Genomic DNA, 13,399 nt, shown 5'->3' with positions numbered 1-13,399 from the left:
GAGCCCCGTAGGCCGGATAAGCGTCAGCGCATCCGGCAATACCCGCACCATCCGGCAAAACGCTTACACCAGCGTCCCATAAATGGTCAGCAGCGCCATAATCACCACCACCACAAACGAGGTTTTCTTCGCCATTGATACCGCCGCTTTTGGTGTCTCAACACGGTCAACGTGCGGCTCGCGCGCCAGTGAGTACTGCGCCAGTTGCGTCAGCACCTGATACTGCGACGTATGGCGATCGCCCAGCGAAGCAAACCACGCAGGTAGCGCTTTCTCACCATGGCCAAGCAGCGCGTAAACCACACCCACCAGCCGCACCGGAAGCCAGTCCACAATATGCAAAATGGCATCAATGCCAGACTGTAAACGGTGATGCGGCGTCTGATAACGCGCCAGCCAGGACTGCCACGCGCGCAGGAAAGAATACCCCATCAGCATCACCGGCCCCCACGGGCCGCCGACCACAAACCAGAACAGCGGCGCGAGATAAAAACGGTAGTTAATCCACAGCAGCGCATTTTGCAGCTCGCGCAGAAACTCGCGCTCATCGCATCCCGATGGCACGCCGTGAATCATCGTCAGCTCGCAGGCCATCGCATCACGCGCGTGGCTATCATTAAGCGATGCCGCCTTCAGGTAAGCGTGATAGTGCAGCCGCACGCGCCCTGCCCCAATACACAGCAAGCCGAGTAAAATCCAGAACACCAGCAGCGGCACGTTAAACAGCAGCCCGTCGAGCGCGCGCTGAATCAAAAATACCACTCCCATAGACACTGCCGTCATCAGCAGTGTGGCTGCAAAGGAAAAGCGTTTGATACGTCGGAAGAGTACTTCCAGACGGTGGTCGAGTTGCCAGTGCTCGCCCAGCTTAAACAAACGCTCGGCAATCAGCACCAGCAACGTGGTAAACAGCGTCATGTCATCTCCTTATCTGACGAAGGGGTGACCAGTGCGCGAAAGCGAGACCAGTCAAACGCCGGGCCCGGATCGGTTTTGCGCACGGGCGCGATATCACAGTGTCCAGTCATATTATCGGCGATAGCCGGATAAATCGTTATCAACAATCGGGTTAGTGCCGCCAGTTGCTGATACTGTGCATCGGTGTAGGCCAGCGTATCGGTGCCTTCCAGCTCAATGCCAATCGAAAAATCATTGCAGCGCTCGCGGCCCTGATATTCAGAGACGCCCGCGTGCCAGGCACGCTTATCGAAAGGAACATACTGCACAATTTCCCCATCGCGGCGAATCAGACAATGGGCAGAAACGCGCAGATGAGAAATCTCAGCGAAAAAAGGATGGGCGTTCGGATCGAGCGTGCCGGTAAACAGCGCATCTATCCATGGGCCGCCAAATTCGCCTGGGGGTAAACTGATATTATGAACAACCAGCAATGACGGGGTTTCATCGTCCGGGCGGCAGTCAAAGTGTGGCGACGGTACATGACGCGCGCCCACCAGCCATCCCTCATCTAACAACATGCTGGATCTCCTTATGTGTGGTGCTGATTCTCGGTTCAGAGTAGCATGTTTAAACCTTTCGAATCGTTACCAATTTGGAGTTTTATCATGCCGCCTCGCCGCTACAACCCAGACCACCGACGTGACGCGCTTCTGGAACGTATCAATCTCGACATTCCCAACGCCGTGGCACAGGCACTCCGTGAAGATCTGGGCGGAGAAGTGAATGCTGATAACGACATTACCGCACAACTTTTACCCGCTGAAACCCGTTCCCATGCGGTGGTTATCACCCGCGAAGACGGCGTGTTCTGTGGTAAACGCTGGGTTGAAGAGGTCTTTATTCAACTGGCGGGCGACGATGTTAAGCTAACCTGGCACGTGGAAGATGGCGACCTGCTGAAAGCCGACCAGCCGCTGTTTGAAATCGATGGGCCTTCCCGCGTTCTGCTGACCGGCGAACGTACCGCACTGAATTTTGTGCAAACCCTCTCAGGCGTGGCAAGTGAGGTTCGTCGCTATGTTGACCTGCTGGAAGGCACCAAAACGCAGTTGCTCGATACCCGCAAAACGCTTCCCGGCCTGCGTACCGCCCTGAAATATGCCGTGCTGTGCGGCGGCGGTGCGAATCACCGTCTCGGTCTTTCCGATGCGTTCCTGATTAAAGAAAACCACATCATCGCCTCCGGCTCCGTGCGCCAGGCGGTGGAAAAAGCCTTCTGGCTGCATCCGGATGTGCCGGTGGAAGTAGAAGTGGAAAATCTGGAAGAGCTGGAAGACGCGCTAAAAGCCGGGGCCGACATCATCATGCTTGATAACTTTGACACTGACCTGATGCGCAAAGCCGTCGCCATCACCAAAGGCCAGGCACGGCTGGAAGTCTCCGGTAATGTGACCTTTGACACTATTCGCGAATTTGCCGAAACCGGCGTGGATTACATCTCCGTCGGCGCGCTGACCAAACACGTGCGTGCGTTAGATCTCTCCATGCGTTTCCGCTAATTCCCGCAATCCGGCCTGCACTTTCTGCAGGCCGAATCAGCCCATACCATCCGGCAATTTTCCGTACCCGCTTCCATTTTCAATGTTGTCTTCTGTAACGCAGAAAAACTCTCTGGAACGCGCTTTCCTGAATCCCTTTTTGCCTCTCGCGCCCGCTTTACGCCCCTGACACACTCCCGCCATCTCAACCAGGAGTGCATTATGGAAAAACAAAAAGGATTTACCCTTATCGAGTTGATGGTGATTATCAACAGTAAATTACTGTAATAATTAAACGCAGAAACAATATTTAACATGTTGATTATAATGAAATAAAAAAGAGGCTATAAAGCCCCTTCATAAAGTAGTATCAAGATATCGAAAGGATTCAGGAAACAAAGCCCTGTGAACCCTCTTCCTTTGCCCCTTGCCGCTATATCAGTTCTCAATGCTGCCAGTACTGACACTCTCAGCCGATTGTTAGCTACTAACCTTTTGTCAGAGGTGTATTTTTCGCCACTTTCGCAATGGTAGCTCTAGAGCAACCGATTAACGCCTGAATTTTGTTCCAGCTTTTTCCGTCAGACAGTAATTCTTGTACTTTATTGTGTAGACTCTCATCTACCGGGCGGCCTCGATACTTTTTCTCATTTTTGGCCTTTTCAATACCCTGCATTTGCCGTCTGCGGCGATCTTCGTAGTCCTTGCGGCTGATTGCCGCCAACATATCCAGCATCATTGAATTCATTGCTTCAAACATACGGGCGGTGAATTCGTCCTGAACATTTAAAAGCTGGTGGCTTGTGGGTAAATCCAACGACACGACTCTGATCCCCTTAGACTCAATAAGCCCTCGAAGGGTTTTCCAATCCTCACCAGTAAGGCGGCTGATTCGGTCAATTTGCTCACAAAGCAAAATGTCACCACGTTCTGCTATTTCCAAAAGCAGGAATAACTGAGGGCGTTGCAGGCTTGCACCTGATTCATTCTCTTTGAAGTACTTTGATACCTTCAGATCATGTGAATGGGCAAATGCCTCTAACTCATTAAAGGCTCTGCCTGCATCCTGCTCCTTCGTCGAAGCTCGAAGATAACCCCAAACTCTCATGACACACCCCATCGGTCTGTTTTATATGGTTCATTATATATGGTTCATTTTAAGTTGTAAAGTTAATTTAATGAACCAGCCTTGCTGGTGGTCTGGATTGGTCTGCTTGATGTATACTTATTCGACACCAAGTTAATGGTGGATAAGCCTTCATTAGCAATTGATTGCCTCCGAAAATCTAGAACCAGAGTATGGTTAGCGAAAAGCGGAAGTGTAGCGTTACCAGCTAAGACAACTAACATACAAATGGCGACTGAAGTCGCAGCAATTCACATCATGCTCAGGAAAGACTCATGTATGCACTACTAGATTTGCTGGTGAAATCAACAGTACGTTAGATTTGCATTTTCACTCTAGAATTTCAGTCATCTTTTCGGGGTTATGGAAAATTGAATGCACACTTCGATTGAAGTACTCAGCCAAGCAAGTTTCAAGTCGGTACTCGGCAGACCAAATGAAGGCCAAATGGCCTTGACGCTTTTATGCCTTGTTGATTGGCCTGACGGAGTGCAAAGGCAATCATATGTAAAAATATTTACTAGGGAAGAAAGCATTGGTGTCTTCAACGAAGTTCTTGGATACCTGCTTACCAAATCAAATGATCTTCCTGTAGCCCCAAAAGCAGGCATATTGATATTGCCCGATGGTGTCATTGATTCAATTGACAAGCCCGTATCGCCAATTGCCTTTGTTAGCTCCAAGGTTACCGGACATTCTCCGGCTAGCTATTACAACATTGGTGATATGATTAAATTTGAGAGTCTTAGAAGGATTCTTGATGGATGGGAAAAGTTACATAAAACGATCGCTTTTGATGAGTGGGTCGCAAACCAAGATAGAAACTTAGGGAACTTGATCATTGATTCGCACAACCAAGTCACCCTTATTGACCACAGTAATATGCCTGTAGATCTCATGTGGTCTCCTGAAGACTTAGCCATAACTATCACCCCAGTCAATAAGTTAGAAATTGCCCTCCGAGCCGTGCCAACCCTTCCTCAAAAAATGGATATAGTAAATGGAGCTAACGGACAAACTGAAGCATTGGATATCGTAATAGCAGAGATTGCTTATTGGTGTGACAGGCTTCTGAATCCGCAAGCAAAAGATTGTTTATTGGAATTTTTGAGTCAACGTGCAGTTTTTTCAAAAGAAAGATTAAGCAGAAGGCTTGGCGTACTGGCGGGGGTCGCGTGATTAACTTTGATTCTATCCTAAATGAGCATTCACATCAGCCAATTGTTAAAGGTGAATGGTTTACAATTCAGTGGTGCCCTGATGTTGCCACAGGAGAAAAACTTAATATAGGTGTATGTTTTAAAGATAGTTTTGGAGGGGTATTTGTACAAACTCTTGAGTATTTTGATAGGATTTCTTGCTTATACTCTCATGGCATGATATTTCACCTTAAGTTGGCTTGTGAAGTAGCTAGGGAGATAGTACTTTCAGGGGAAGTATTTTTATCAAATCAATGCCAGAATTTAACTTTTAAAAACAATGGATATGCTCAAGGTGAATCAGCAGACGACATAGTATCTTCTCTGTTTTCAAATGTTGTTCCTTTATCGGTAAAAGTGACAAAAAAGAGAGAGAAAGTTTATACTCCAATTTCAAGAGATCGCCTTTACAATATAATGGATGGCTACCTCAAACAACACCTTGAATACGAAGAATATTTTGAAATGCGAGACCCATCCCCTTTAAAAAGAATTACACTGGGCCAACAATCGCAAACAATTTATCTTCCTTACAAAGCCAAGACCTCGCTCGGAACAATAGCATCAGCAGCCTATTCTGATGAAAATTTAGCCAAGTGTCATTTGTATGATGCACAAAGAGACATCTCGTTAGCTTTGAATAACTACGATGAGTATAAGTGTGGAGCGATTTTCATATTGTCTCCAAACAATGACCTCAAAGTAGACAAACGCGATCAAGTAGATTTAGAGATTGATAAGTTTTGTTGGTACTTGAAAACACAAGCTATAGAAACCGAAGTTGATAGTGACCCACATAGTTTATCCGACAGAGCAATCCATTGGTATCGTAGGAAGGCTGCGTGATAATATTCTTAGTTCACAAGAAAACCGTCCTTTTGGCGGTTTTTTGTGCCGAGAATATTCAAGATTTCCAATCATTGACTTTTAATCAATGCTTGGTCGGTGAAAAGTTCGTTACTGAGATCTGAGTACACGGCATTTGGTCGGCGAGGTTGAACCTAATCAGACGAACGAGATTTTAAATCGTGCAGAAAAATACTGACTGTACTTTTATCTCAGTAAACGATCCCTTTAACTTTTCCCTGAAAAAAGATAAGAACAACCCTCACTTTTTCTTCCTCTAAACTAGTAGTAATTCTAACGCTAGACTCATAGTGAGCAACAATCGTATCACACTGATAGATATGGCATTTCACTCCATAACAAGCAACTTACCCACAAAATTCATGATGCATTAGTACTCGATCTATAATAGGATATACAGTTACTTACGAGGAATGCCATTGTTAGGAATAAAGATGAAACTTCCCAGACAAAGCATCATTAACAGATTCCCAGATTTGCATATTCATCAAACCATCGATGAAATTAGAGAACTCTTAACAAATGGATTTGATGATTCCCAAAAAACAATTTTTTTATGTGGGAAAGATAAATCTGACAAAAAAAGCCTTCGATACAAATTCTCAACTTTTCTTTCACAAGAGAAAGGTATTACTCTTACCTATCCAGAAGATTTGTTTGAGGATCTCCTTGAAGGCCAAGGAAAAAATAGCCTGCTATCTCTTGAAACGCAGCTTGCAGACTCTGTTGATCTGATAGTTCTTATACCTGAAAGTCCAGGTTCTTTCGCAGAGTTAGGTGCTTTTTCTATGGATAAGGCCTTAGCAGAAAAAATGCTAGTTATGAGGATGGGAGAGTTCAAGTCAGGTAAAAGTTTTATAAATCATGGTCCTGTAAGGCTAGTCAGAACTCATGGTGGGGAAATTTTTGACATCCCAAAAAACTTTGATGAAAAGAATCCTGCACATGTAAAAACAGTACTTGGAAAAATCAAACAAACGCTACCAAGTGGACGAAAGAAGAAAGAACTAGATAATATATTATTATATTCAAAACATGTTCTTCTTTTGATCTATCTTTTTGATGATTTGAATTTGCGTTCCGTGTACAAAACCATGGAATTGATAATGAATAGAAAATTCGAAAATCGAGACAACATTGCATGTAAAGCTGCAACACATTCACTCATAAGAGCAGGAATGATTAACCAGCAAGAAGGGTTATTCACCATAACTCAAGTCGGTTATGATGCAATAATTAATAGTTTCCATCTGAAATCATCACTCACTGAGCTAAGAACAAAAATCATGAATAAACAATATGCTAGACACTGATTAAGTTTCATCATAAAATTCTCGGGTGTGCTAGTTTTTAAGCAGGTGGCTTACTAGTCAGCTAGTTAAGTCCACAGTGGATGGAGAGTCTCTCCGTTCCCGCAGTTCATCACAGAGACAGCGTGATGATCGAGTCCCCCAACTCCCGCCCGCCGTGATTTGGGGGACTCGTACATCCGCCTTACGGAAGGATAATGAACATCCATACCTTCACAGGTATGTCTGTTCATCCTCCTTCCCCGCTGTAGTCGTTAAAAACTAGCACACAATTTCAGATAGAAATTACATCTCTGCTATGATGAAATAAAATGAATACTCATCAAGGAAAGTACACCCAGCAACTGTTATCTCTCCCTATTCTTGAGAATGTGGACGACTTATCACAATCCCTCAGACTTCCTAAAGAAGTTATATCCAAGTTTAGCTTCAATAATGATAGATACTATCACCGTATTGAAATGGAAAAAAAATCTGGTGGTATTCGTCACATCGAAAGCCCACTAAAAGAATTAAAAGCAATACAAAGATGGGTGTTACGATATATTTTAGATAAATTATCTCCTTCATCTTACGCGAAAGGCTTTGTTAGGAAAAAATCTATTCTTGACAATGCTAAACCGCATGAAGGAAATCAATATGTATTGAATCTTGATCTGAAAGATTTTTTTACCACTGTACAAGCATCGCATGTATATACATTGTTTAAGAACATAGGATACAACAATAACATAGCCTTTATACTTACATCTTTTTGTACCAAAAGTGGGTATTTGCCCCAAGGAGCACCAACTTCTCCTGCTTTATCGAATCTTGTTTGCTTAAGACTTGATCACCGTATATCTACTTATTGTAAAAAACGTGCTCTGACATATACACGTTATGCTGATGACCTTTGTATATCAGGTAATAAGATACTAATCTTACAGAAGGCATCTTACTTAATAAAAGATATCATTTGTGACGAAGGGTTTACTATAAACGCCAAAAAAGAAAAGTTCTTAGGTCCAAAGGTACGAAGAGAAGTTACAGGTTTAACTGTCACCCCTAAGATCACGATCAGTAAAAAGAATTATTGTCTCTATAGAAAAAGAATCTATGATCTTGTAAGGACAGAAACTCCAAACAAGCATGAAATAATAAAAGAAATATTATCTTTTGTCAGAAGTATCGATAAAGATAAAGGAAAAAAACTTTCTGTATTCTATCAGAACCAAATTACTCTCATTGCAGATAGTTAAAATCAATGAGGCCAAACTGATGGCCTCATTACTTACGGTCAGTTGAGGCGATTTAGTACCATATACTCTGGCTGGCACATACTCCCCCGTTCCCCTAACCAGTAATAATCCAGATCGGCGACATGCACATTGAGTCTCGAATCTACACGATTAATCTGTAATCGTAGACCTACAGTATCTTTGTAGGACAAACCTGATTTAACAACATATTTGTATTTAACCCCGATTTCTTCTTCAAAAGATATGAGATAAGGAGTGATTTGCTTTTGGATTTCTTTCAGACAAATAACTTCATTGCCAACAGTAAAGGGCGTTTCAGTTTTACCGTCAGGAATAGTAGCCGCAATTGTGGCTGATGGGAGTAACATTAACAGTACTGATAATGCTCTTTTCATCTATTCTTTCCCTTGAATAAAATCATTATTTAGAACAAATTTGTGTAATCGTTGCATTATGGTTAAATTCAACATCAATTACTTTTATAGTGCTATCATTCAGTACTGATACAAAATAGTTACTTGATGAATTCCCGTACTTCCGAGAACCGTCTGATGCGATTTCGTTGAATTCAGCAGTATACACACTATCTTTATCACCTGGAATTGGCATTCGACTGATCAACTTATCATCTGAGATTGTATATTCAACTAAAATACCTTTATCTGAATAGTAACCAGAATCGCGTTTAGTTCCCTGTCGAGTTTGTGTTATTGCATCGAACTTATCACATTTATAAACATTGGTTTTGGCCTTTTCAGTATTGTCAGCCGTTGAAGCCTTTGCATCAGTACTTTTATCTTGTGAAACAACCCCTGCCCCAATCCCAATAGATACCATAAAAGCAATGAAACTCATTGATAAGGATGTAATCAACGCTCTGATCTTTCCATGGCCTCTATTTCTACTACGATTTGAAACTTTCTTATAACAAAGTACCGAAATTGCTGTGCAGATAATGAAAACGATCAATCCAGACATACATTCTCCTCAGATTTCATTTACGTTAAGTTTCTCATAGCGTTCAGGCCAGATCGTACTAACGGGTACACCGATAAAATCGGCAATAATTCGCTCACCTTTCGGCCAATGTCGCTCAAGTACGTTGTAAAGTGTTCTTTCATGTAAACCGCTATCTCTGGATAGCTGTGCCAACGTTCCTCCTCGCTTCTTGATAGCTGCCAAGATATCGGCCCTATGCCAGTTCTCAGTACTAGCATTTTGCTCCTTTATCTGAGATTCTAACTTGTTGTGAATACTCATAATGACCACTCATTACTAACATTAAGAACATGATTGATCATTAAAAGGAATTAGTCAAATAAAAATGAGGAACAAAGTTCCTTTTAATGTGGTGGGTTGTGCATGGCTGGCAAAAAAGAAAGCGTTGAACAGTTCAGCGAAAGGTTAAAATCGATAGTACCTTCTGGTTCAGGGCGAGATTTCGCCAAAAAAGCAGGCATAGGGTATAGTACTGTCCACAATTATCTACAAGCTGTATCAAGCCCTACGCTTGAGAATCTTGTGCTTCTCGCTAAAGCTGGTGGCGTGTCGGTTGAATGGCTGGCTACTGGAAAAGAGTTTTCAAAATCGGCAAACACAGACCAAGCCGAAGAACTGTTGAAAATTCCTTTTATTGATAGAGATGATTTCCTTTTACTGGATTCAGGTGTTTTCCCTGATTTACAGGAAAAGGCCAAGTCTCTTGCTGCATTACGGGTCAGTACAGATGTAATGGAACCTACATTCTTAGTTGACAGTATTTTACTTATTGATCAACAACATAAGCAGTTAAAAGACGGTAAAGTGGTAGTACTCCACAAAGAAGGAAGCTACCTGTATAAGCGGGTGCAGGTAGTCCCTGATGGATACAATTTAAGCAGTGATAACACCAAATACAGTGCAATGATCGTCAATCAGGATTCACTATCCTCCTTTGATGTGCTGGGGGAAGTACTGATAGTATTGAATCATTTGTAGTCTGTGAGTCTGTGCCTACGAAGCCCTTTATACGTTCTCAATGCAATTCTGAGGCGATTTTCTATCAATGGCATGGGTTGGCACTACTTCTTGGTTCAATCGCCGCTAGCAGCATCCTATGCAATTTTATGAATCGGAATCAGGACGCTGCTTTGCGTGGTTCCCATTAGGCGAGTACTGACAATACTTTTAGTTCGAGGGATATAATTTAACCCTAAGTAATCAGGGGCAAGTGATCTTACCTCGATTCGAACTTATCAAAGAACTTCATGCGTTCTTCGCCTTTGTAGTCAAAACCTTGAGATTTAATCAGTTCTTTAAGTTCAGCACTGATGTTACCTGTTTTTTTGATCTCGTACATTTTCCCATCAACGGTAACATTAATGATTTCTCTTTGATTAGTACTTCTTACAGTACCGGACTTTGCCTTGCCATTTTTAATACCTAAAGAAGCAAGCAGTGCAGCCTTTACTGATTCATCTAAATGCAAAATCTGTTGCTTGATATCATCAACTTTACTTGCATCAAGCTCCTTCTTGTACTCGTGAGCAACAAGAGAAAGATTTCTTGATACACGATTCAACTGATCAATGAATTCATGAGGATTTTCTTTAAAAAGTTTATCAAACTCAGCTTTACAATCAGTTAACTTGAAGTTCTTCCCAGCAGTCCTTTCAATCAACTTCTTGTAGTCAGTATTTGCAAGATCATGCACAACATCAGTATTTTTGCTCATTACACTCCCCTATCAATTATCAGTCATATACAAACCTATCATGAGATTACTTCATTCATAAAAAAACAACAAGAAGTTCATAGCAGAAACATTGATCATATTTCATTAAAGAATATCAAGTACTAACTTCGTTAGCACTCTCTAAAGTATGTTAAAGTACTTCGCTTGCTATCGCCGCTTGTACTTCAACATACTTATTCGCTTTGCTTCGTTTAACACGATCGTTCCTGACGAGATTTGTTGAGAAATTTCATCCCCCCACTCGGGGGATGAAAACAATAAAAAAGTACACGAATTGTGTACTTGATTTATTCTGACGATGATAGTCATCGAAATATTGTATTGCGATTTACTCAAATTTTAGACGGATCAATACCATCTAAAGCTATGAGTACGGAAGCGGGTTGCTCTGTATTCTCCCATATCGCAGTTCATATGCAACGGTCCGTGCTTTAAACATAACACGACTTAGTACTGAGTCTATACAATCAAACCAATACTTGTTTCTTTAAATTTTGGATGGTTCTATACTATATAAAATCCATCGCATTGTTTTAAAGAAACTCCCTTAACAAATTACTCAGGTGCGAACCTATATGTCTATCTAGAAAGTACTTATCTGTTTATTGTACTTTTTTATTGTGCCGCATTGCCGTAACTCCTGCGTTCCTTAGTATTTGGTATCGGATTAACGCTCGGGAAATTGGTACGGGTCTCATTTGCACATCGAACTGCTTGAACTTCTCAACTGCCATCTACATTTTCGATAGGATCAGGTTTTTAACCATTAGTACTTCAGTACTATCAAGCAGAGTTTTACATCTATATTATACCACATTATTTTAATTCGTTTCATTTATTTTATAATACGACAATGTATTTCCTACAACATTATACCATATAAGTAAATTTTATTTCACTAATAATAGTTTAATCATTATTGATTAAGTACTCAATTGATTTTAGATCATCATTTTGCACTGCCATAAAAACAACCTCTCCTGTCTTACTATTAATTACCATAGCCTGTTTCTCATTAACGCCGACATAACTCACAACCAGCATGATAGTATTATCATAACGCTTCATTTTTATATTTTTAATAACACGCTTAACCTTTACATTAAAATCAAGCCTTAACTTTGTATTTTTTGGGTCTAGCAAATCATCAGTATATGAATCTTTTAGATCATTAAAAGTTTCGTAGCCAATATTTGATTGTTTCAGTATAGTAATTTCATTTCGGATCTCACTAATACGACGTTGAATGTTTTTCAGTATACGCCTATCATTAGGGTCAGGTATGTCTTCTTTTTCAAGATCAGCTAGAATTTCATTGCTGTATTTTTCATTAGAAACTAACTCCATTGAAAGATAGTTTATTTTAACCTGTATGTCATTATCATCACTTCTCAGCATAGAGAAGTCAAAATTCCTGAGATGTTCTAGTAACGCATTCTCTACAATCTTGTACTTAAAACCTCTCTCTTTACATTTATCTATTTTTACAAGGCTTCCGCCACATCGAAAATATGTATCACCTTTTTTATCAACACTGTTAACTTGCACATATCTTCCACAATTCATACATATGCATAAACCTGCAAATAAATTATTTGCCTTTACATTTATCTTCCCTAATGGGTTTCTTTGCTTTCTTAAATCATTAACCGCTTCAAATAATTCTGGTTCAACAACGACAGGGTAGATAGACATACCATCTAAAATTTTACGCCCTGTAGAATTAAACCTACCTATAAGCCTCTGATCTTTAATTATTTTCATTAAATGATTGATTGTTGGTTCTCTTTCATTTATCTGCATTCCTCTCTTTTTTAGCTCATCACGGATTGCTGCAGGCCCAAACCCGTCAGCATACATTTTAAAAATAAGATTGTACTTTTCTGACTCACCTTTTTTTAATACATATTTGTTGTTTTTTACTTCAATCCAGGATGGCACGCGATGAGTTAAAACAGACGTTCCGTCGATGGTGTTTTTTATTCTTTCATCCCAATTTTTAATACTTAAACGAGCTTTGCGTTTACTTTCATTATGTGCTCGCTGTAAGCCGCCTGAAATAATATTCAGATCACTATATTGGTGATGTATCATTTCTGTTTCCACCTCATGGATATCGCATCCTGCATTAATCAGACTCAAGAACAACCCTGCTGCTCGGTTCGGTGCGGCTCTACTAAAACGGTCAAGGTTTTCAATGACTAATACGGAATTAGTGATCTTCTTCTGTAACACATCATCTATAAAGGTTTTCAGTACAGAACCATCTTCGATATTTTTTCCGCTATACGCAGACACACCTTCAGCATACAACCAACTTATGTTCCCCAACTCATAGCCACGGTTATGTTGAGAATCATCGTATGCAGCAACGTAATCTCGCAGCATTTCTTGCTGTCTCGACATACCATAGCCATCTTTAGCTTGTCCTCTCGAACTGACGCGAGCATAGCAATACACCGCTTTTTTCATTTAATTTTCCTA

General features: G+C 41.2%; 15 protein-coding genes. 7 read left to right on the top strand and 8 right to left on the bottom strand.

Translation table 11 applies throughout. The features are described from left to right. Positions 1 to 63: 63 nt before the first annotated feature. Positions 64 to 918: a beta-lactamase regulator AmpE gene (gene ampE, locus F0Q32_RS11215; protein WP_149463125.1), complete on the bottom strand. Its 855-nt coding sequence runs from the start codon at positions 916 to 918 to the stop codon at positions 64 to 66. After that, positions 915 to 1,478, bottom strand: coding sequence for a 1,6-anhydro-N-acetylmuramyl-L-alanine amidase AmpD (gene ampD, locus F0Q32_RS11210; RefSeq protein WP_149463124.1), 564 nt, complete (start codon positions 1,476 to 1,478; stop codon positions 915 to 917). Before ampD ends, ampE begins: the two co-directional genes overlap by 4 nt. Before the next feature lie 87 nt (positions 1,479 to 1,565). Here ampD and nadC point away from each other — a divergent pair, with 87 nt between their 5' ends. Together nadC and F0Q32_RS26790 are read left to right on the top strand one after the other, a co-directional pair. Beyond that, a complete protein-coding gene (nadC, locus tag F0Q32_RS11205) occupies positions 1,566 to 2,459 on the top strand; it encodes a carboxylating nicotinate-nucleotide diphosphorylase (RefSeq protein ID WP_149463123.1) in 894 nt (297 codons plus the stop codon). Between the two features lie 201 nt (positions 2,460 to 2,660). Then, positions 2,661 to 2,726 (top strand): prepilin-type N-terminal cleavage/methylation domain-containing protein, encoded by a 66-nt coding sequence (locus tag F0Q32_RS26790; RefSeq protein WP_149463215.1) that lies wholly within the window; start codon positions 2,661 to 2,663, stop codon positions 2,724 to 2,726. 199 nt (positions 2,727 to 2,925) lie between these two features. On the opposite strand, the gene F0Q32_RS11195 is transcribed toward F0Q32_RS26790, so the two are convergent. Next, positions 2,926 to 3,546 (bottom strand): recombinase family protein, encoded by a 621-nt coding sequence (locus tag F0Q32_RS11195; protein WP_032664618.1) that lies wholly within the window; start codon positions 3,544 to 3,546, stop codon positions 2,926 to 2,928. 393 nt (positions 3,547 to 3,939) lie between these two features. Here F0Q32_RS11195 and F0Q32_RS11190 point away from each other — a divergent pair, with 393 nt between their 5' ends. The 4 genes from F0Q32_RS11190 to F0Q32_RS11175 all read left to right on the top strand — a co-directional run bounded on the left by F0Q32_RS11190 (position 3,940) and on the right by F0Q32_RS11175 (position 8,181). Then, complete coding sequence (locus tag F0Q32_RS11190; protein ID WP_149463122.1) at positions 3,940 to 4,743, top strand: hypothetical protein; 804 nt, start codon at positions 3,940 to 3,942, stop codon at positions 4,741 to 4,743. Next, positions 4,740 to 5,609 (top strand): hypothetical protein, encoded by an 870-nt coding sequence (locus tag F0Q32_RS11185; protein ID WP_054176454.1) that lies wholly within the window; start codon positions 4,740 to 4,742, stop codon positions 5,607 to 5,609. Before F0Q32_RS11190 ends, F0Q32_RS11185 begins: the two co-directional genes overlap by 4 nt. Positions 5,610 to 6,064: 455 nt before the next feature. Continuing rightward, positions 6,065 to 6,943 carry a retron St85 family effector protein gene (locus tag F0Q32_RS11180; protein WP_046624277.1) on the top strand — a complete coding sequence of 293 codons (879 nt, stop codon included), beginning with the start codon at positions 6,065 to 6,067 and terminating at the stop codon, positions 6,941 to 6,943. 308 nt (positions 6,944 to 7,251) lie between these two features. Next, positions 7,252 to 8,181, top strand: a complete 930-nt coding sequence (locus F0Q32_RS11175; RefSeq protein WP_255475262.1) for a retron St85 family RNA-directed DNA polymerase — start codon at positions 7,252 to 7,254, stop codon at positions 8,179 to 8,181. Positions 8,182 to 8,219: 38 nt separating this feature from the next. On the opposite strand, the gene F0Q32_RS11170 is transcribed toward F0Q32_RS11175, so the two are convergent. The 3 genes from F0Q32_RS11170 to F0Q32_RS11160 are packed head-to-tail and all read right to left on the bottom strand — an operon-like array spanning position 8,220 to position 9,441. Next, the gene (locus F0Q32_RS11170; RefSeq protein ID WP_149463121.1) at positions 8,220 to 8,576 is read right to left on the bottom strand and encodes a hypothetical protein; all 357 of its coding nucleotides are present in this window, start codon (positions 8,574 to 8,576) and stop codon (positions 8,220 to 8,222) included. A 25-nt stretch (positions 8,577 to 8,601) separates the two neighbouring features. Further along, entirely contained in the window at positions 8,602 to 9,159 is a 558-nt protein-coding gene (locus F0Q32_RS11165) for a hypothetical protein (protein WP_149463120.1), read from the bottom strand. A 9-nt stretch (positions 9,160 to 9,168) separates the two neighbouring features. Next, entirely contained in the window at positions 9,169 to 9,441 is a 273-nt protein-coding gene (locus F0Q32_RS11160; RefSeq protein ID WP_046624238.1) for a helix-turn-helix transcriptional regulator, read from the bottom strand. 102 nt (positions 9,442 to 9,543) lie between these two features. Here F0Q32_RS11160 and F0Q32_RS11155 point away from each other — a divergent pair, with 102 nt between their 5' ends. Beyond that, complete coding sequence (locus tag F0Q32_RS11155) at positions 9,544 to 10,158, top strand: XRE family transcriptional regulator (protein ID WP_052746233.1); 615 nt, start codon at positions 9,544 to 9,546, stop codon at positions 10,156 to 10,158. A 238-nt stretch (positions 10,159 to 10,396) separates the two neighbouring features. On the opposite strand, the gene F0Q32_RS11150 is transcribed toward F0Q32_RS11155, so the two are convergent. Both F0Q32_RS11150 and F0Q32_RS11145 read right to left on the bottom strand, forming a co-directional pair. Next, a complete protein-coding gene (locus F0Q32_RS11150; RefSeq protein ID WP_046624240.1) occupies positions 10,397 to 10,894 on the bottom strand; it encodes a hypothetical protein in 498 nt (165 codons plus the stop codon). Positions 10,895 to 11,824: 930 nt separating this feature from the next. Further along, positions 11,825 to 13,387, bottom strand: coding sequence for a recombinase family protein (locus tag F0Q32_RS11145; RefSeq protein WP_149463119.1), 1,563 nt, complete (start codon positions 13,385 to 13,387; stop codon positions 11,825 to 11,827). Positions 13,388 to 13,399: the final 12 nt, after the last annotated feature.

The organism is Pseudocitrobacter sp. 73 (assembly GCF_008369545.1).
Taxonomy (GTDB): Bacteria; Pseudomonadota; Gammaproteobacteria; order Enterobacterales; family Enterobacteriaceae; genus Pseudocitrobacter; species Pseudocitrobacter vendiensis.
Note: the sequence above shows the minus strand (reverse complement) of the source record. Positions and strands in the feature narration are given on the sequence as shown.

Coding starts and splice junctions, on each gene's coding strand:
- F0Q32_RS11160 (WP_046624238.1), bottom strand. CDS start 9,441: ATGAGTATTCACAACAAGTTAGAATCTCAGATAAAGGAGCAAAATGCT.
- F0Q32_RS11145 (WP_149463119.1), bottom strand. CDS start 13,387: ATGAAAAAAGCGGTGTATTGCTATGCTCGCGTCAGTTCGAGAGGACAA.
- F0Q32_RS11165 (WP_149463120.1), bottom strand. CDS start 9,159: ATGTCTGGATTGATCGTTTTCATTATCTGCACAGCAATTTCGGTACTT.
- F0Q32_RS11180 (WP_046624277.1), top strand. CDS start 6,065: ATGAAACTTCCCAGACAAAGCATCATTAACAGATTCCCAGATTTGCAT.
- F0Q32_RS11155 (WP_052746233.1), top strand. CDS start 9,544: ATGGCTGGCAAAAAAGAAAGCGTTGAACAGTTCAGCGAAAGGTTAAAA.
- nadC (WP_149463123.1), top strand. CDS start 1,566: ATGCCGCCTCGCCGCTACAACCCAGACCACCGACGTGACGCGCTTCTG.
- F0Q32_RS11195 (WP_032664618.1), bottom strand. CDS start 3,546: ATGAGAGTTTGGGGTTATCTTCGAGCTTCGACGAAGGAGCAGGATGCA.
- ampE (WP_149463125.1), bottom strand. CDS start 918: ATGACGCTGTTTACCACGTTGCTGGTGCTGATTGCCGAGCGTTTGTTT.
- F0Q32_RS11190 (WP_149463122.1), top strand. CDS start 3,940: ATGCACACTTCGATTGAAGTACTCAGCCAAGCAAGTTTCAAGTCGGTA.
- F0Q32_RS11175 (WP_255475262.1), top strand. CDS start 7,252: ATGAATACTCATCAAGGAAAGTACACCCAGCAACTGTTATCTCTCCCT.
- F0Q32_RS11170 (WP_149463121.1), bottom strand. CDS start 8,576: ATGAAAAGAGCATTATCAGTACTGTTAATGTTACTCCCATCAGCCACA.
- ampD (WP_149463124.1), bottom strand. CDS start 1,478: ATGTTGTTAGATGAGGGATGGCTGGTGGGCGCGCGTCATGTACCGTCG.
- F0Q32_RS11150 (WP_046624240.1), bottom strand. CDS start 10,894: ATGAGCAAAAATACTGATGTTGTGCATGATCTTGCAAATACTGACTAC.